Origin of the sequence: Bradyrhizobium australiense, from assembly GCF_013114825.1 — a bacterium.
Lineage (GTDB): Bacteria > Pseudomonadota > Alphaproteobacteria > Rhizobiales > Xanthobacteraceae > Bradyrhizobium > Bradyrhizobium australiense.
Window position 1 is genome coordinate 200,831 of record NZ_JAAVLX010000011.1, and the last position, 15,818, is coordinate 216,648.

Below are 15,818 nucleotides of genomic sequence, written 5' to 3' on the forward strand. Positions count from 1 at the left end.
AGCTGCCTCCCATTCGCCGCCGAATGATTTTCGCGTGCCGCTGTGGTGCGCTGGAATGGATGTGTTCCCTTGGACCTCGACGCGCTTACCGGCTGTCTCGCCAGTTCCGCCTGTCTGGTGACGCAAACCACCAGCGGCTTCATCATCGGCATGTTGCTGTTTCTCGTTGCCGTCGGGCTGACGCTGATCTTCGGCGTGCTGAAGGTCGTCAATTTCAGCCACGGCGCGTTCTATATGTTCGGCGCCTATTTCGCGATGACGGCCTATCAGCTCTCCGGCAGCTTTGCGCTGGCGATGCTGTGCGGCGCGGCGGGCACGGCGATCCTGGGGCTGATCTTCGAACGCGTGTTCATGAGCAGGGTGTATGGCGCGGATGTGCTGATGCAGCTTCTGGTCTGCTACGCCTTCGTGCTGATCTTCGACGATGTCGTGCGGATGATCTGGGGCCCTGAATTCAAATCGATGGGAATGCCGGCGGCGTTCCAGGTGGCGCCGCTGTTCATCGCCGGCGGCGTGGTGCCACCGTACTATCTGCTGCTGATCGGCGTCGCGCTGGCAGCGGCCATGATCCTCGGCCTGGGCCTTGCGCGCACCAGGATCGGAAAAGTGATCCGGGCGGCCGCGCATAATCCTGGCATGGTATCTGCGCTCGGCATCAACACCGGCCTGATCTATGGCGGCGTGTTCGCGCTCGGCGGCATGCTGGCGGGCCTTGCCGGGGCGCTCGCCGCGCCGGTGCGGTCGCTGACGCCCGGCATGGGATTTTCGGTGCTGATCGAATCCTTCATCGTCACTGTGATCGGCGGCATGGGCTCGATCCTCGGTGCATTGATCGGTGCGCTCCTGATCGGCCTGATCCGCTCGTTCGGATCGCTCGGCTTCCCGCTGTTTACCGAGGGGCTGATGTATCTGTTCATGGTGATCGTGCTGGTATCGCGGCCGACCGGCTTGTTCGGCAAGGAGGTCGCATGACCGAATTGCAGGCCGATCAGGGCGCGCAGGCACTCGAAATCCCCCATGCCCAGGCAAAGACGCAGCGTAATCGGGACGCCCTGATTGCGCTTGCGGTGTTTGTCGTGCTTGCGCTGTTGCCGACGGTCTTCAGCAGCAAATTGCTGCTCGACTTCGTGATCCGCTGCGCCGCCTACGGACTGTTCGCGACGTCGCTCAACCTTCTGGTCGGTTACACCGGCCTGATTTCGTTTGGCCACGGCATGTTCTTCGGCCTTGGCGCCTACGGCTTCGGGTTGATGATGCAGAAGACCGGTGTTCCCGTCCCGGTGGCTTTTATTGCAACGCTCGTGATCACGTTTGTCGTCGCCCTCGTCATTGGTGCCATCTGCGTGCGATTGAAGGAAATCTACTTCGCCTTCGTGACACTGGCGTTCCAGATGCTGATCCACTCGACGATCCTCTCGTGGGTGTCGCTGACCGGCGGCGATCAGGGATTGCGCGGCGGCATTCCGCGACCGCCATTCCTGGGAATCGATCTATCGAACCAACTGCATCTCTATGTCGCGAGCTGCGCGCTGCTGGTGATCGGCCTTTACTTGATGCATCGGATCGCGCAGTCGCCGTTCGGCTACACGCTGCGCATGATCCGCGACAACGCGATGCGTGCGAGCTTCATCGGCATCGATGTCTGGCGTGCCAAGCTGACGATCTTTGTGCTCGCAGCACTGTTCGCCTCGACCGGTGGGATCATCATGGCGCTATTCGTCTCCGGGGCCTATCCGGAATTCGCCTATTGGACCATTTCGGGCGAGGGCATCTTCATCAACATGCTCGGCGGCGTGACCACATTCCTCGGACCGATGGTCGGCACCGTGCTGCTCCTGATACTCAACGACACCGTCACCCGGCTGACCGAATATCACGGACTCGTGCTGGGTATCGTGATCCTGTTCTTTGCGATCGGCCTGCGGAAGGGCCTGATGGATTTCGTCGTCGAATGGTACGCGCAACGCCGTAACAATGCTGGGGAGCGCGGTTAGCGATGCTGGAGATACGCTCTCTTTCCAAGTCATTCGGCGGCGTCAAGGCGACCGACAATGTCACGCTGGATTTCGCCGACGGTTCGCTCACCGCCGTGATCGGCCCTAACGGGGCCGGCAAGAGCACCTTCTTTAACCTGATCACCGGCGCGCTGAAGCCCGACTCCGGCCAGATCTTGCTCAATGGCATCGATCTCGCCGGTCGATCGCCGCCGGAAATCGTTCGCCACGGAATCGGCCGCGCGTTTCAGGTTGCGAGCATCTTCCCATCACTGACGGTGCAGGAGACAATGTTGGCCGCTGTTTGCGCCGATCAGCGCAGGGCCAGCGTCATGCATCGGCGTTTCCCCTTGGCCGAGACCCGCGATCGCGCCGAGCATGCGATGGAGCTGTTGGGATTGGCGGGCAAGCGGAACCGCACCGCGGCGACATTGTCCCACGGTGACCAGAAACTGCTCGATATCGCACTCGCTCTGGTGCTCGATCCGAAGGTGCTGCTGCTCGACGAGCCCACGGCCGGCATGGGCACCGAAGAGCGCTGGCGGATGATCGACAAGGTGAGGGAGCTCTGGGAGACGCAGAAGATCACGGTGGTGTTCATCGAGCACGACATGGATATCGTGTTCAAGATCGCGCCCGAGATCATTGTGCTCTGCTACGGCCGCATTCTTGCAACCGGCAGGCCGGATGCGATCCGCCGAAACGAGGCGGTGATCGAGGCCTATCTCGGCACCGAACATCACACCGGAGCCATCGCATGAGTGCGCGACCGGTCGTGCAGGTCGAAGACCTCGACGTCTATTACGGCACCAGCCAGATCTTGTTTGGCGTCGGCCTGTCAGTGCGGCAGGGCGAGACGATGGCGCTGCTCGGCCGCAACGGCGCCGGCAAATCGACTACCATGAAAGCGATCATGGGCCTCGCTCCGGCGCGCCGCGGTACAGTCATTTTGCAAGGCAGGATTGTCTCTGGGTTGAAGCCGCATCACATCGCGCGAGCCGGGCTCGGCTTCGTGCCGGAGGACCGCCAGATCTTCCCCGAACACACGGTCGAGGACAACCTGATCATCGGCACGAAGATGGGGCCGAACGGCGAGGACGAATGGCCGATCCGGCGCATTTACGACGTGTTTCCGCTGCTGGAGCCGCTGCGGCACCGGATCGCGGGACGGCTGTCGGGTGGCGAACAGCAGATGCTGGCGATTGCACGCACGCTGATGGGCAATCCAGCGCTGCTGCTTCTGGACGAGCCGAGCGAGGGCTTGGCGCCGATCATCGTGCAGCGGATCGGCGAACTCTTGCGGCAGCTTCGCGGCACTGGCGCAACCGTGTTGATCGCCGAGCAGAACATGCATTTTTGCCTTGGCCTTGCGAGCCACGCGACGGTTATCGACAAGGGCCAGATCGTCTACACATCCGGGATCGAAGAGCTGAAAGCCAACGACAGTATCCGTCAGCGCTATCTCGCGCTGTAGCTTTCCGCCCGCCTGGGGAACGAGATGACCATCGAACGCGAGGGCCGGTGCGGTGCGCCAGGTCAAGGGAGGCATGCCATGAGCAGCGATCTCGTTCGTTATTCCGTCTCGGGCAATATTGCCGAGATCATGCTGGATCGCCCGCCCGTCAATGCGCTCAGCATGGACCTTATCGATGCGCTGCTGGCGGCGCTTTCGAAAGCGAGAGATGATGAAGCGGTGCGTGCGGTCGTCATCGGCAGCGCGCAGAAGGTATTTTGCGCCGGGCTCGATCTCGATATCGTCAGAGGCAAGCCCGGGATTGAGACTAAGAAGTTCCTCGAGCGGCTGTATTTCGCGCTCAACGATACCCAGTATCGCATGGGCAAGCCGACCATCGCTGCCGTAGACGGCGCCGTGCGCGCCGGCGGCATGACGATCGCGATCTCCTGCGACATGATCATCGCCGGTGATGCCTGCACCTTCGGCTATCCCGAGATTGACGTCGGGCTGATCCCGGCCATTCACTTCGTACAGTTGCCGCGGCTGGTCGGAAAGCACCAGGCTTTCGGACCGTTGTTCCTCGGCGAACCTTTCGATGCCGCGACAGCTTTTCGTATGGGCCTCTTGAGTGAAGTCGTGCCGAAGGGGACCGCACTTAACCGGGCGCGGGAGATTGCTGGAAAGCTCGCTGCCAAATCGCCCATCGTCATGAAGATCGGGCGCGATGCCTTCATGCGGGCGATCGACGCTGATTTCCGTCGCTCGGTCGAAAATGCCGCCGAGAGCTTTGCGCTTGTTGCAACGACGCAGGACTGTCAAGAAGGGCTGAATGCGTTCGTCGAGAAGCGGACGCCGAACTACAGGGGACGCTGATGGCGGGATTATATTTCGAGGAGTTCGAGGTCGGCCGCGAATTCCATCATGAATTCAGCCGTACAGTGACCGAGATGGACAATACGCTGTTCAGCCTTCTGACCATGAATCCGCAGCCGCTGCATATCGATGCGCATTTCGCGGAAAGCACCGAATTCGGCCAACGGCTGTTCAACAGCATCTATACGCTCGGCATCATGATCGGCATGAGCGTCTACGATACGACGCTCGGCACCACGATCGGCAACCTCGGCATGACCGACGTCAAGTTTCCAAAGCCGGTGTTCCACGGCGATACACTCAAGGCGCACACTAAGATCATTTCCAAACGTGAGAGCAAGTCGCGGCCGAACCAGGGTATCGTGGAATTTGAGCACACCATGACCAATCAACGCGGCGAGGTGGTGGCGAGCTGCCGCCGGACCGGCCTGATGCATTGCAAGCCGAAGGCGTAAGCCATGCGATCATTCCTGTTCGTTCCCGGCGACAGCCTACGCAAGTTCGAAAGCGCCAAGAAGACTGCGGCCGACGCGCTGATTCTCGATCTCGAGGATTCGATTGCGCCGGAGGAGAAGGTTGGAGCGAGGCGCACCGTGCGCGAGATGCTCGACGGCCGGAAGCCAAACCAGAAAATGTATGTCCGCGTCAACGCGCTCGACACCGGCTTGACGCTTGGCGACTTGGCCGCCGTCATGCCTGGCCGGCCGGATGGCATCGTGCTGCCGAAATGCGCCGGCGCTGCCGACGTCAACCGCCTCTCACTGTATCTTGATGCCTTCGAGGCTGCCGCCGGGATTGAACAGGGATCGACGAGGATCGTCACCGTGGCGACAGAGACGGCGAGGGCAGTCCTCAAGCTGCTTGATTTCGAGAACATGAGCCCGCGGCTATGGGGCATGATGTGGGGCGCCGAGGATCTCGCCGCGGCGCTCGGTGCGTCGCGTAACCGAACCGCCGGACGGTTCCACGGTCCGTTCCTGCTCGCGCGCGATCTCTGCCTGATCGGTGCGGCTGCTGCCGGCGTGGTTGCCATCGACACCATTGCGACTGACATCAACGATCTCGAAGCGCTGCGTGACGAATCCATTGCCGCGCGACAGGATGGATTCCTCGCCAAGGCGGTGATCCATCCCAAGCATGTCGACGTCGTCAATGCCGCCTTCATGCCGACGGATGAGGAAATCGCCTGGTCGGAGAAGGTCGTCAAAGCGTTCATCGACAACCCGACGTCAGGTGTGGTGAAGATCGACGGCAAGATGATCGACAAGCCGCATCTGCGTGCGGCGGAAAAGATCTTGGCGCTGCGAGGACAGTAGCGCGTAGCATCTAGTAGACCCTTATGATGAGGAGGCGTGAAGCGCCGTCACGAACCACTAGGCCCCGCTGGTGCCATTCATCCTTCGAGACGCCGCTGCGCGGCTCCTCAGGATGAGGTCTGAAAGCCGTCCGGCGGAAAATCTCTAAGCATATCGCCGAGCCACTGACGCAGGCAAAGCCATTTGACTTTGTGACTTGATCGGCTGCAAATGCAGCCAACGAATTTAAGGACGCACACCATGGTTGACGCGCTGATCATCGACGCATGCAGGACGCCGCGAGGCATCGGCAAGACCGGCAAGGGCGCCCTGTCGGGCATTCATCCGCAGCAGCTCGGCGCCACAGTATTGCGCGCGCTGGCCGATCGCACCGGCATTAATACCGCTGATATCGACGACATCATCTGGGGCACCAGTTCGCAACGCGGCCAGCAGAGCGGCGATCTCGGCCGGATGTCGGCGCTCGATGCCGGCTATGACGTTCGCGCCAGCGCAGTGACGCTGGACCGGTTCTGCGGCTCCGGCATTACCAGCGTCAACATGGCGGCCAGCTCGATCATCTCGGGCTCGGAGGACCTCGTTATCGCCGGCGGCACCGAAGTGATGTCGATGGAAGGCCGTCGCGGCGAGGGGCCGTTCATGATGGATAACGGCAATCTCCGCTTGCGCGCCCGGCATCCGCAATCGCACCAGGGCGTCTGCGCCGACGCGGTAGCGACGCTTGAAGGCATCACGCGGCAGGACGTCGATGAACTCGGCCTTGAAAGCCAGAAGCGGGCGGCAGCCGCCATCAAGGGCGGGCATTTCGACAAGAGCCTCGTGCCCGTCTATCGCGAGGACGGCAGCCTTGCGCTTGACCGCGAGGAGTATCCAAGGCCGCAAACCACGCTTGAGGGCTTGGCCGGCCTGAAGCCTGCCTTTCCGGCGGTGGCGGATTATCCGCTCGACGACAAGGGCACAACTTATCGCAAGCTCATTCTGGACAAATACCCCGAGCTCGAGATCAACTTCGTGCATCACGCCGGCAATTCCTCCGGCGTTGTGGACGGGTCTGCGGCCATCCTGCTGGCGTCGCCGGGTTACGCAAAAGCCCATGGTCTCAAGCCGCGTGCCCGGGTCGTCGCGATGGCGAATATGGGAGACTCCCCGACCCTGATGCTGAACGCACCGGTGCCGGCTGCCCGCAAGGTGCTGGCCAAGGCAGGTCTCACGCTCGACGACATCGATCTGTTCGAGATCAACGAGGCCTTTGCTGTGGTCGCCGAAAAGTTCATCAGGGATCTCAAGCTCGATCGTGAGAAGGTCAACGTCAATGGCGGTTCGATCGCGCTCGGCCATCCCATCGGGGCGACCGGCTCGATCCTGATTGGCACCGTGCTCGACGAGCTGGAGCGGCGCGACCTCAAGCGCGGGCTGGTGACGATGTGCGCCGCCGGTGGCATGGCGCCCGCTATCATTATCGAGCGCGTTTGAAGGAAGCTAAGCAGCCGGAAACTGGAGCTCGAACGCGACGCTCTTGTCGGATGGCAAGAGGCGGATCGAGCCGCCGTGGCTGGTCATGATCGCCCGCACGATCGAGAGTCCCATTCCCGTGCCGCCGGTGTCGCGGCGCGTGGTGAAAAAAGCGTCGAAGATCTTTTCCCGGTTCGCTTCGGATATCGGATCGCCGTCATTGCTGGCCGTCATCCTCACGGATCCATTTTCCTCGACCGCGTCGAGCCGCACGCTCTTCGCGTTGTGACGGATGGCGTTGTCGGTCAGATGCGACAACACGATCAGAGCCTTTTCGCTGGACATGCCGATCGAGCGTTCCAGACACCCCGTTGCCTCGATCGCGCGCGTCGGGAATCGGCTCTTCAACCCGCCGATGACCTGCGACAGCTCCGTCTGCTCGTTCTGCGGCGCGGCCTCGGCGCGTGCCAGTTCGCGCAAGCGCTGGCTCATGGCCTCCAGGCGCCCGGTGTCCCCCAGGATGTTCGATATGAAATTCTTCTGCTCCATCCGAGTGAGGGTGTCCGACTTGCTCTGCAGGGAATCCAGCAGGAGTTCGGCGGCACCCTTGATCGACGTCAATGGTGACTTCAATTCGTGGGTAAGATGCGCCGAGAAGGTCGCGATGTAATCCGACCGCCGCGACAATTGTTCGGCCATGTCGAGAAAGCTGTGCGACAACTGGGCGAATTCGCGCGTGCCGTAATGGGCGAGAGGCCGAAATGCATCGCGATCGCCACGGCTGATGCGCGCGGCGCGATCGACCAGCTCGCGCATCGGGCGGGTGATGGTTCGGGAGAATACCAGGCCGATAACGATGGTCGCGAAAACAACCGCAAGCCCCGCCATGATAAATTTGCCGCGCTCCTGATAGAGGTGATCGAAGATGTTGCTCGGCGTCCTCGACGTATAGACGACACCAGCGACGCGGTTGTTGACGATGACAGGCATTGCCGAGAATACGTGCACGCCGACGCCGCGGCTGATCGAGTAGATCGGAGGAGGCGGCTTGTCGGGTTTGCGAATCCGCAGGGCCGCCCGATATTGTCCCTTGAGCGCTGTCGCTATCTCCTCGATATGGGCGAGCGATTGGCCAACCTCGTCGCGACCGGCAATCACGACACCGCGGGGATCGAGAATGCGGAAACCGGCCAAGGTGACTTTCTGGGTTTCCCGGATGATGGGCATCAGCCGCGATCCTATCTCAAGGTAGGCCTGCGATGCCGGCACGCTTGCCGGAAGTGCGTCAGGCCGCCGCCGAAGCAGATCGGCGCCGGCGGCGAGATCGAGCGCGGGCCGGATCGGCGTAAGCTGGTCTTCCCGGTCCAGACGCGCCTCGGGCGGAATTTCGGCGCCGAGCGCAATGCCGGCATTAAAGCGGCTCTCCACTTCCCGCGCATAGACCGCCGCCAGCACCCGGCTTTGAGCGATCAGCTCGGCTTGGGTCTGGTGAATGAGCTGGTTGTCATAGAGGCGGAAGAAGAATAGCCCGACCAGTGGCAGTGTCGCCGCAGAGGCGAGCGCGGCAAAAATGACCTGTCCTACCGACGGTCGCCATTTTTCACCCGTGCGGGACGTCATGCCTGCGGCTCGCATCGCCCGAGCTTGAAGCCGACGCCGTGAATGGTCTCGATGACGTTGTCGCAGTTCATTGCAGACAGCTTGGCACGGATGTTACGGATATGGCTGTCGATGGTGCGATCCGAAACCTGGATGTTGAGCTGATAGGCGGCGCTCATGATCTGCTCGCGGCTGAAAACGAGCGCCGGCCGTGTCAGGAATGCCCTGAGGATTCCAAACTCAATGGCCGTCAGGCGCAGCGGCCTGCCGGCAAACTCGGCGATGTGCTGGCCGGGGTCGACGGACAACTTGCCTTGCGACAGCGTGGCCGTGGATGCCTCTGCGTCCTGCCCACGCGAGGTGATGCGGCGCAGGATGACGTTGACCCTCGCCACGAGTTCGCGCGGGCTGAAGGGTTTTGTGACATAGTCGTCGCCGCCGATCTCCAGGCCCAATACGCGATCGATCTCGTCGTCGCGCGCGGAGAGAAACAGGATCGGAACGTCCGAGGTTTTTCTGATCTCGCGGCAGACATCCAGGCCGTCGAATTCCGGCATGCCGATATCCAGAATGATCAGATCCGGCTTATCGGCGGCAAAGCGGGTCAACGCTTCCTTGCCGTCGCGCGCTTCGAACACCGTCATCCCGGCCTTCTTCAATGCAACACGGATGACCTCGCGGATATGAAGGTCATCGTCAACGATGAGAATGCGGTGCGTCAAACGTCTCTCCCGGCGCAATCGGCTTGCAGTCGAACTAGCCTGTGGTCGAACTCTTTGGTTGGGCGTCCAGGGCGCGCTGGAGGCGCCAGCTCCGAAAGCCCCAGGAGCGCCAGGAAGCCGTTTCTCTCGTTTGCTGTTCTACTAGGCAACCACGGCGGGAAACAAGGGTCTGATCAAACCCAGGAAGGGCGATAGCCCGGTCGATGGCAGGCAATGCCTGCGGCCCGAGGGACAGCAGATAGTTCATGTCGATCCACACTCCCTTGCCGCCGGCTTCGCGGCTGTGGCTGACATTGTAGTCGGCGATGATCGCCGCAAAATTCACCAGTGAGCAGACATAGAGTGTTGCCGCCAAGGTGATGAGGTTGGCGCGGATCAACCAATCATTCGAGCGGTTCAGAACGATGCGGGCGACGATGAGCACAAGCCCCAACGCGACCAGTACCATCCAGATGAAGGCGGCGACGCGCCACCAGGTCAGCAGGTAGATTTGAATATAGAGATCGAGGCGCAGGATCGATGACATCACCAGCAGCACATTTTGCGCCACCCATAGATAGACCAGCGGCCGGATCACCCTGGATTGCTCGGCCGGCCCACCTGGCCTCATGGCGGCCAGGACGAAGCCGGCTGCCAACAGCGCGGTGACAATGAGCGGATAGGCGCCTCGATGCGCATACGAAGCGTAACTGATATCGGAAGGAAGAGTAGCGTTGGCCCAGAGATAGGCCACGTCTAGCGCGGTTTGAACGGCGAATAGCAAATTGAACAGGATCAGCGAACGCAGTATCGTCGCAACGCCGAAGAAGTCGTTGTGGCGGGACGGCATTCCCTGCGCCAGCGCCGCCGCTTCGGCCAAACCTGCCGGCATGTCCCGCTTGGCGCTCCACCGTACGTGGATAAAGGGCCATACGATCGACAGCACCACAATCCAAAACAGTATGCGTCCGAGGCTGATGTACGAAGCCGTGTTGCCGGGGTTCAGCAGGTTGATCCATTTCTCTAGCAATGGATTGGCCGATACCAGCAGAAGCACGAAAATGCAGCCGAGAACGATGGGAATGAACCACACGACAAACCCGGACTTCAGTGCCGGCAGATTGAATGCACCGATGGCATCGCGGAAAAATCTGAACGGGCCAACCAGATAAAGGTCGCATAACGCTGCGGCTCGTTCGCCGAGACCATGCCGATCGCGATTGGTCGTCAGCAGGAGGCCTACGCCGAGAGCCAGCGCCATGAAGGGTAGAGACGCGGCGTTGAATTCCTCGATAGCGGGGATAAGGGCGATCAGCAGGACAGGGCCAGCCAGTAGCACCTGCTTTCGGTTCAAAGTTGCCAGATTGACGAGCAGTGAGGCGCAGGCTACGGCGACCGCAAAGATGGCGGCCGATATTCCAATACCGTGTCCGTAGAACAGCCAGTCGGCCAGCGCAGCAAGCGCGAGAACAATTACTCCTTTGACGGGTAGAGTGATGGCTTCCTGAACGGAGCTGGCATTGGAATCCGGCGCGGTGAAATCGGCCATTGTTGCGTTACCTGTCTGGATGGGAAAATTGCAAGCTATTGCCGTCGCGGGGCGCTCGCATAGCCACCAACCGTCGTTAGCTAATCTTGTGGGAATAGGCATTCGATGATCGTCATTGATTTGCTGGGAGAACTATCCGGCGCCGTTGTGCAATTGCTGGGAACATCATCTGCAAGAGTTCAGGATTTTTATGCAGTTTCCGTGCAGGTGCGGTTATGAGCTCGCGCCGGCGAAACAACTTTGATACGGGCAAGGTCTCGTTCGATCCTCTTGCGCAAATCGTCAGCCATTTTCATGCGAATTATCAAACGTATTGGCCTCTCCCTGGTCTGGCTCGCGGAGCCGTCCTTGTTTTCACCGCAGCCAACAAGAACGATCCCGATCTGATTTCGCTGCGAGGGCCGGGTAATATTGTTCTTGTCGTCCTGAGCATCGTTACTGCCGTCATCCTCATCCGCCGCGGCTATTGGAGGAGGGGTATTGCGGGAAAGGCGCTCATCCTGCTCTGGTGCCTGCCGTCACTGTCGATGCTCGGCGCGCATGTGTCATTTGAGTGGCGCAAACGGAGTGTTTTGCGGACTGATGCGCCGCAGGCACGAAGCCTTGGGCGGCATTTTATCGTTGGATACTCGTCATTCCCGGAGGTTTCAGTTCTCGCTGAGAAGGGCCTGATCTCCGGCGTCTATATCACCAAGCACAATGTCGAGGCATCGTCGGCGAGGCGTCTGAAAGAAGAGATCTCGGCGCTGCAGGAAAACCGGCGCGCTGCCGGCCTGCCACCCCTGATCGTTGCGGCCGACCAGGAAGGCGGCATCGCATCGCATCTGGCGCCACCTTTGACCAAGTTGCCGGCGCTATCGACGCTTACGAGCCTGACGCCGGATGTGCGCGCCGAGAAAGCGGAGGCATTCGGGCGTACTCACGGGCACGAGCTGGCGGCGCTCGGCGTCAACCTAAACCTTGCGCGGGTGCTGGATCTGCGACCTGAACTGAAGCGCAACCGGTTCGACTTCAACACGCTGATCGGCCAACGCGCGATTTCAGATGATCCGGCGCTCGTCGCCGAGATCGCGCGAGCTTATGTGAGCGGCCTGGAAGCGTCTGGCGTCGGAGCAACCGTCAAGCATTTTCCGGGGCTCGGTCGCGTGCGAGCCGACACTCATCATTTCAGCGCCGACTTGGATACGCCTCTCGATGAACTTGAAACGTCTGACTGGATTCCGTTCAGGAAGGTGCTGGCCGGCACCAAAGCGCAGCTGATGATCGGGCATGTGACGCTGACGTCCGTCGACCCGGACCGCGCCGCGTCGCATTCCAAGCGGGTGGTCGACGGCATCATTCGCAAGAAATGGAATTTTCAAGCGTCATCATGACCGACGACCTCGTGATGGGGGCGAACTATCAGCGCAACGTCTGCACGGCGGTGGTCGAAGCGCTCAATGCCGGCGTCGATCTGCTGCTGGTCGCATTTGACGGAGCGCAGTTCTATCGCATCCTTACCTGCGCCGCGGCGGCGTCGGCCGAGGGAAGGCTCGATGCCGCGATATTGGGCGACAGTGAGATGCGGTTGAAAGGAGCGTTCCCTGTGGATTGAGAGATTGCGGGTGAGGCGTGGGAAGTAGCCGGCGGGAACTACTTCGCGAACCGGCCTTCCTCCGACAGCCCCCTCATTGCTTGGGTCCGGAATGCGGGCTTGTGATCTTGCCTCTTGGACCACGACACGTAGTAGGCGACTCCAGTCATGATCGAAATTCCGGCGAAGCTGACGAGGACATGCAGGGCAAGCGAATCCGGACCCGTGATCAGGACGAGATGCGCGGCAAACGAGAGAAACACCCCGGCGCAGAACACGGCTAGCCATTCCTGGCCGCACTTCATGACAGGCTGCAATGCCTGCCATCGGAATCCGCGCCAGCTCCGCGGCACCACGTAGGTAAAGAGAAAGGCCAGCGCCAGGAAATGAAGCACCCTATAAGGGGCGAGGTTTCCCTTGTCATTGGGAAGAAGGGTATCGCGCAAGAAATCCGGCACGATACCAGCTTGCGGAAATTTTCCTGCGACGGTGACGACCAGCGCAAAGAGCAGGTACAGCCATGCCGCAGCGCGCAGGATCGTGAAGCCCTGAAGGGTGCGTACGGCGTGCACCTGCCGCGCGCCGCCCAGGGCGAAACAGGCGCCCAGCACAAACAGGAGCTGCCAGCAGAACGGGTTGAGAGACCAGCGTCCGTCCGGAAACGAAGACAGATTCCAGTCGAGTAGACGGGATGCGACGTAGAGGCCAATCGACCCGGCGACCGTGAGGTTCGGCCGCCGCGTCATGCCGAACAGCACGATCGGGAAGAACGCCATCAGCACGATCAACAGTTGCAGCACATCCAGATTGAGCGGCTTGGCCTGAAGCAACAGGCCGTGAATCAGCGTCCGGATCGCATGATCGACGATCCCCGTAACGTTGAACTCTGCGATCAGTTCGGGTGCACGCGACCTGCGCGCGACATATCCGATCAGTTCGATGTAGATCACGAACAGAACGACGTAGGCGGCGTAAAGCTGCCACAGACGCTTGAAAATACGGGTCGCCGAGACGACGAAACCGCGTTCCAGCATCATCTTTCCATAGAGGATCGCGGCCGTGTAGCCGCCGACGAACACGAATAGATCGGCGGCGCCGCTGAATCCGAAATTTCGCATGGTTAGCAAGCTGACCGCATTGTGCGGTACATGATCCAGAAAAAGAAACCAGGCCGCGATACCAAGCAGGAGGCAGAGTCGGAGATCGCCATCGCGCGCGGCGAACTCAGCCTTCATTGACGGATACATTGTGGAATAAGAACTTTGCAGGTCGGAGGAATCGAATCGCGAATCTAGCGCGATTGTCCGCTCAATCGGAATAGACTTTGCGTGAAGAATAATTAAGCAAGTTTTCGGCGATTGAAGCCCGCTCAACGATCACAATGTTTTGAGGGAATAGCGTGGACCGAACATGATCACGCTCTCTCGTGCTTGCGAAGATCGCGGATGTGATCGAAATCGCTGGCCTGCAGATCGGCGCCCGTTGCGCCTATGTCGGGAGGGGCCGCCTCGCTTAGAATATCGGCCGTGATATCCTCGACCGAGCAATCGGCGATTTCGTGGATGAAACTGATATTCCTGTATTCGCCCGAAGCGACGCGGGAGATGACCTCGCGCCTTGTGATTTCCGGATCGACAATGGCCTCGCGGCCGCGGCGGCCGTAATCGATCATCACGACGAAATACTGCATGCTGGCGGTCTACCCTCATTGCGGGCTCGGGGAGCCCAGCGCCGACAGTATTTCTGAAAATCAGAAACTAGTCAAGTATAAATTCTGAAAAACAGAAATTGTGTCTGCTGGCGTCGACGGCCGTCATTACATCGGCAGAATCAGCCGATTCGGAAGCCGCAACGGCGTTTGCTACTTGTCTGGCGTGCGTCCGCCCGTCGCCCTTATCGCCTTGCGCGTCCGGGCCGCCGCCTTGTTGCGCAATCGCTCGATCTGGCCCCTGGGCAGCGTGACGCAGATCTCGCCGATCCATTCCAGCTTTACGCCGGTGATCGGCTTGGCATTGAAGCTCGTCAGATTGACGGAGCTCGGAGATTTTCCGCGCTCGATCGTCTTCAGATAGCGCTCGCCGGTCTTCAGGCGGACGGCGGCTTCCTCGCCGTAGAAGCTTGACAGCGGATGGCGCTGTTGGCGATAGACGACGATAACATCACCATTCTCGTACTTTGGCAGCATGGAATCGCCGGCCACCTCGAAGGCGATGGTTTCTTCGGCGATGGGGAAAGGCAGTTCGACCTCGCCGAGGCCTTCCGGCGGCACCTGCTCGTGTTCCGGCTCGATCGAGGCGCCGGCGCCCACGCGGCCCATGATCGGCACCGAATTCAGTTCGAGATATTCGATGATCGGCGCGATTTCAGATGCCTTGATCAGCCGTATCCCGGACAAGATTTCGGAAACCGCGCCGGGGCGAACGCCCATCGCGGTCGCCAGCCCACCCTTGGTCTTGCCCGGCTTCTCCAGGCCCCGCTCGATCAACCTGATGTCCAGCATGATTAAACCCTTCCGAATTTCGGAAATGATAGCAGTTCCGATTATCAGAAATCAAGCTTGACTTTCATTTCGGAATATCAGAAATTGATTGCCGGCGTCGGGCGGCGTTGAAGAGCAAGGACAAACAAGATGGAACTTTCGAACTGGGCGCCCGAGCACTCGGAGGCGCTGCGGAAATTTCTTGCCAAAGGCCTGACCTTTTCGGAGGCCGCGCAGGCGATCAATTCACGATTCAATACGTCCTACTCTCGCAGCGCAGCGCTTGGACGCGCCCGGCGCTTGCGGCTGGCGCCGGACGATCGCCGCGAGCCCTCGATGCCCACCAGGCCGGCGCACCTGCACGACATCGGAGAACCTCGTGCCGGCGATTCCAGGGCGTCTGCGCTTCCCTGGCCGGTGCCGTTGTTCAAGGAGACCAAGCCGCTCAAGCTGCGCTGCGTGACGATCGAGCCTCGGCATGTCTCGTTGATTGAACTGGAGCACGGTGACTGCCGCTACCCTTACGGCGGCGATGACGAGGACGAGGTCATCACCTTCTGCGGTCATTCGCGCCGTCCGGGTTCGAGTTACTGTACTCCGCATTTTCATTTGAGCCGCAATCCGATCGTGCCGTCAGCACGCGCGGTGAGCACCTCTGCTGCAGATGTCGGAGACCGCATGAATAACGCTGCCCATCGGATCGCTCATCTGCGTGCGCTGATCGGACTTCAGCCGGAGGGCTGCGGCCGCCGGCATGAATTGACTGAATTGCTGCGCGACGAGATTTCGAGCGGATCAACCGAATAGATATGCCGGTCGGTACCAA

At 60.5% G+C, this 15,818-nt stretch carries 17 protein-coding genes; 11 read left to right on the top strand and 6 right to left on the bottom strand.

Annotated elements, in window-relative coordinates; all coding sequences use genetic code 11:
- Positions 1-69: 69 nt before the first annotated feature.
- From HCN58_RS29835 to HCN58_RS29870, 8 genes are all read left to right on the top strand, one after another.
- Entirely contained in the window at positions 70-972 is a 903-nt protein-coding gene (locus tag HCN58_RS29835) for a branched-chain amino acid ABC transporter permease (RefSeq protein WP_171582928.1), read from the top strand.
- Entirely contained in the window at positions 969-1,994 is a 1,026-nt protein-coding gene (locus HCN58_RS29840; RefSeq protein WP_171582929.1) for a branched-chain amino acid ABC transporter permease, read from the top strand. The genes HCN58_RS29835 and HCN58_RS29840 overlap by 4 nt, the downstream gene beginning before the upstream one ends.
- Before the next feature lie 2 nt (positions 1,995-1,996).
- Positions 1,997-2,755, top strand: a complete 759-nt coding sequence (locus HCN58_RS29845) for an ABC transporter ATP-binding protein (protein ID WP_171582930.1) — start codon at positions 1,997-1,999, stop codon at positions 2,753-2,755.
- Positions 2,752-3,468 carry an ABC transporter ATP-binding protein gene (locus tag HCN58_RS29850; protein ID WP_171582931.1) on the top strand — a complete coding sequence of 239 codons (717 nt, stop codon included), beginning with the start codon at positions 2,752-2,754 and terminating at the stop codon, positions 3,466-3,468. Before HCN58_RS29845 ends, HCN58_RS29850 begins: the two co-directional genes overlap by 4 nt.
- Positions 3,469-3,546: 78 nt before the next feature.
- Positions 3,547-4,323, top strand: a complete 777-nt coding sequence (locus HCN58_RS29855; protein ID WP_171582932.1) for an enoyl-CoA hydratase/isomerase family protein — start codon at positions 3,547-3,549, stop codon at positions 4,321-4,323.
- Positions 4,323-4,778: a MaoC family dehydratase gene (locus tag HCN58_RS29860; protein WP_171582933.1), complete on the top strand. Its 456-nt coding sequence runs from the start codon at positions 4,323-4,325 to the stop codon at positions 4,776-4,778. The genes HCN58_RS29855 and HCN58_RS29860 overlap by 1 nt, the downstream gene beginning before the upstream one ends.
- A gap of 3 nt (positions 4,779-4,781) precedes the next feature.
- On the top strand, positions 4,782-5,639 hold the full coding sequence (locus HCN58_RS29865; protein ID WP_171582934.1) for an HpcH/HpaI aldolase/citrate lyase family protein: 858 nt from the start codon (positions 4,782-4,784) through the stop codon (positions 5,637-5,639).
- Positions 5,640-5,879: 240 nt separating this feature from the next.
- A complete protein-coding gene (locus HCN58_RS29870) occupies positions 5,880-7,112 on the top strand; it encodes an acetyl-CoA C-acetyltransferase (RefSeq protein WP_171582935.1) in 1,233 nt (410 codons plus the stop codon).
- Between the two features lie 6 nt (positions 7,113-7,118).
- Here HCN58_RS29870 and HCN58_RS29875 read toward each other — a convergent pair whose 3' ends face one another.
- Genes HCN58_RS29875 through HCN58_RS29885 form a run of 3 tightly spaced genes read right to left on the bottom strand, consistent with a single transcriptional unit; the run spans position 7,119 to position 10,940 of the window.
- Positions 7,119-8,711 carry an ATP-binding protein gene (locus tag HCN58_RS29875; protein WP_171582936.1) on the bottom strand — a complete coding sequence of 531 codons (1,593 nt, stop codon included), beginning with the start codon at positions 8,709-8,711 and terminating at the stop codon, positions 7,119-7,121.
- Positions 8,708-9,412, bottom strand: coding sequence for a response regulator transcription factor (locus HCN58_RS29880; protein WP_171582937.1), 705 nt, complete (start codon positions 9,410-9,412; stop codon positions 8,708-8,710). The genes HCN58_RS29875 and HCN58_RS29880 overlap by 4 nt, the downstream gene beginning before the upstream one ends.
- 34 nt (positions 9,413-9,446) lie before the next feature.
- Positions 9,447-10,940: a DUF4153 domain-containing protein gene (locus HCN58_RS29885; RefSeq protein WP_171582938.1), complete on the bottom strand. Its 1,494-nt coding sequence runs from the start codon at positions 10,938-10,940 to the stop codon at positions 9,447-9,449.
- 215 nt (positions 10,941-11,155) lie between these two features.
- On the opposite strand from HCN58_RS29885, the gene HCN58_RS29890 reads away from it, so the two are divergent.
- Both HCN58_RS29890 and HCN58_RS37230 read left to right on the top strand, forming a co-directional pair.
- The gene (locus HCN58_RS29890) at positions 11,156-12,313 is read left to right on the top strand and encodes a glycoside hydrolase family 3 N-terminal domain-containing protein (RefSeq protein WP_311966897.1); all 1,158 of its coding nucleotides are present in this window, start codon (positions 11,156-11,158) and stop codon (positions 12,311-12,313) included.
- Positions 12,310-12,534, top strand: a complete 225-nt coding sequence (locus tag HCN58_RS37230) for a hypothetical protein (protein WP_311966898.1) — start codon at positions 12,310-12,312, stop codon at positions 12,532-12,534. Before HCN58_RS29890 ends, HCN58_RS37230 begins: the two co-directional genes overlap by 4 nt.
- Positions 12,535-12,572: 38 nt before the next feature.
- Here the strand turns inward: HCN58_RS37230 and HCN58_RS29895 are convergent, their stop codons facing one another.
- The 3 genes from HCN58_RS29895 to HCN58_RS29905 all read right to left on the bottom strand — a co-directional run bounded on the left by HCN58_RS29895 (position 12,573) and on the right by HCN58_RS29905 (position 15,013).
- Positions 12,573-13,760, bottom strand: coding sequence for an OpgC domain-containing protein (locus tag HCN58_RS29895; RefSeq protein WP_171582939.1), 1,188 nt, complete (start codon positions 13,758-13,760; stop codon positions 12,573-12,575).
- A gap of 167 nt (positions 13,761-13,927) precedes the next feature.
- Complete coding sequence (locus HCN58_RS29900) at positions 13,928-14,203, bottom strand: hypothetical protein (protein WP_171582940.1); 276 nt, start codon at positions 14,201-14,203, stop codon at positions 13,928-13,930.
- A 171-nt stretch (positions 14,204-14,374) separates the two neighbouring features.
- Positions 14,375-15,013 (bottom strand): S24 family peptidase, encoded by a 639-nt coding sequence (locus HCN58_RS29905; protein WP_171582941.1) that lies wholly within the window; start codon positions 15,011-15,013, stop codon positions 14,375-14,377.
- 129 nt (positions 15,014-15,142) lie between these two features.
- Between HCN58_RS29905 and HCN58_RS29910 the strand changes: the two genes are divergently transcribed.
- Entirely contained in the window at positions 15,143-15,799 is a 657-nt protein-coding gene (locus tag HCN58_RS29910) for a GcrA family cell cycle regulator (RefSeq protein WP_171582942.1), read from the top strand.
- Positions 15,800-15,818 lie beyond the last annotated feature (19 nt).

What these genes read in the sequence shown, in the direction of transcription:
- HCN58_RS29840 (WP_171582929.1), top strand. Translation starts at nt 969, where the DNA reads ATGACCGAATTGCAGGCCGATCAGGGCGCGCAGGCACTCGAAATCCCC.
- HCN58_RS29845 (WP_171582930.1), top strand. Translation starts at nt 1,997, where the DNA reads ATGCTGGAGATACGCTCTCTTTCCAAGTCATTCGGCGGCGTCAAGGCG.
- HCN58_RS29850 (WP_171582931.1), top strand. Translation starts at nt 2,752, where the DNA reads ATGAGTGCGCGACCGGTCGTGCAGGTCGAAGACCTCGACGTCTATTAC.
- HCN58_RS29855 (WP_171582932.1), top strand. Translation starts at nt 3,547, where the DNA reads ATGAGCAGCGATCTCGTTCGTTATTCCGTCTCGGGCAATATTGCCGAG.
- HCN58_RS29860 (WP_171582933.1), top strand. Translation starts at nt 4,323, where the DNA reads ATGGCGGGATTATATTTCGAGGAGTTCGAGGTCGGCCGCGAATTCCAT.
- HCN58_RS29865 (WP_171582934.1), top strand. Translation starts at nt 4,782, where the DNA reads ATGCGATCATTCCTGTTCGTTCCCGGCGACAGCCTACGCAAGTTCGAA.
- HCN58_RS29870 (WP_171582935.1), top strand. Translation starts at nt 5,880, where the DNA reads ATGGTTGACGCGCTGATCATCGACGCATGCAGGACGCCGCGAGGCATC.
- HCN58_RS29875 (WP_171582936.1), bottom strand. Translation starts at nt 8,711, where the DNA reads ATGACGTCCCGCACGGGTGAAAAATGGCGACCGTCGGTAGGACAGGTC.
- HCN58_RS29885 (WP_171582938.1), bottom strand. Translation starts at nt 10,940, where the DNA reads ATGGCCGATTTCACCGCGCCGGATTCCAATGCCAGCTCCGTTCAGGAA.
- HCN58_RS29890 (WP_311966897.1), top strand. Translation starts at nt 11,156, where the DNA reads ATGAGCTCGCGCCGGCGAAACAACTTTGATACGGGCAAGGTCTCGTTC.
- HCN58_RS37230 (WP_311966898.1), top strand. Translation starts at nt 12,310, where the DNA reads ATGACCGACGACCTCGTGATGGGGGCGAACTATCAGCGCAACGTCTGC.
- HCN58_RS29895 (WP_171582939.1), bottom strand. Translation starts at nt 13,760, where the DNA reads ATGTATCCGTCAATGAAGGCTGAGTTCGCCGCGCGCGATGGCGATCTC.
- HCN58_RS29900 (WP_171582940.1), bottom strand. Translation starts at nt 14,203, where the DNA reads ATGCAGTATTTCGTCGTGATGATCGATTACGGCCGCCGCGGCCGCGAG.
- HCN58_RS29905 (WP_171582941.1), bottom strand. Translation starts at nt 15,013, where the DNA reads ATGCTGGACATCAGGTTGATCGAGCGGGGCCTGGAGAAGCCGGGCAAG.
- HCN58_RS29910 (WP_171582942.1), top strand. Translation starts at nt 15,143, where the DNA reads ATGGAACTTTCGAACTGGGCGCCCGAGCACTCGGAGGCGCTGCGGAAA.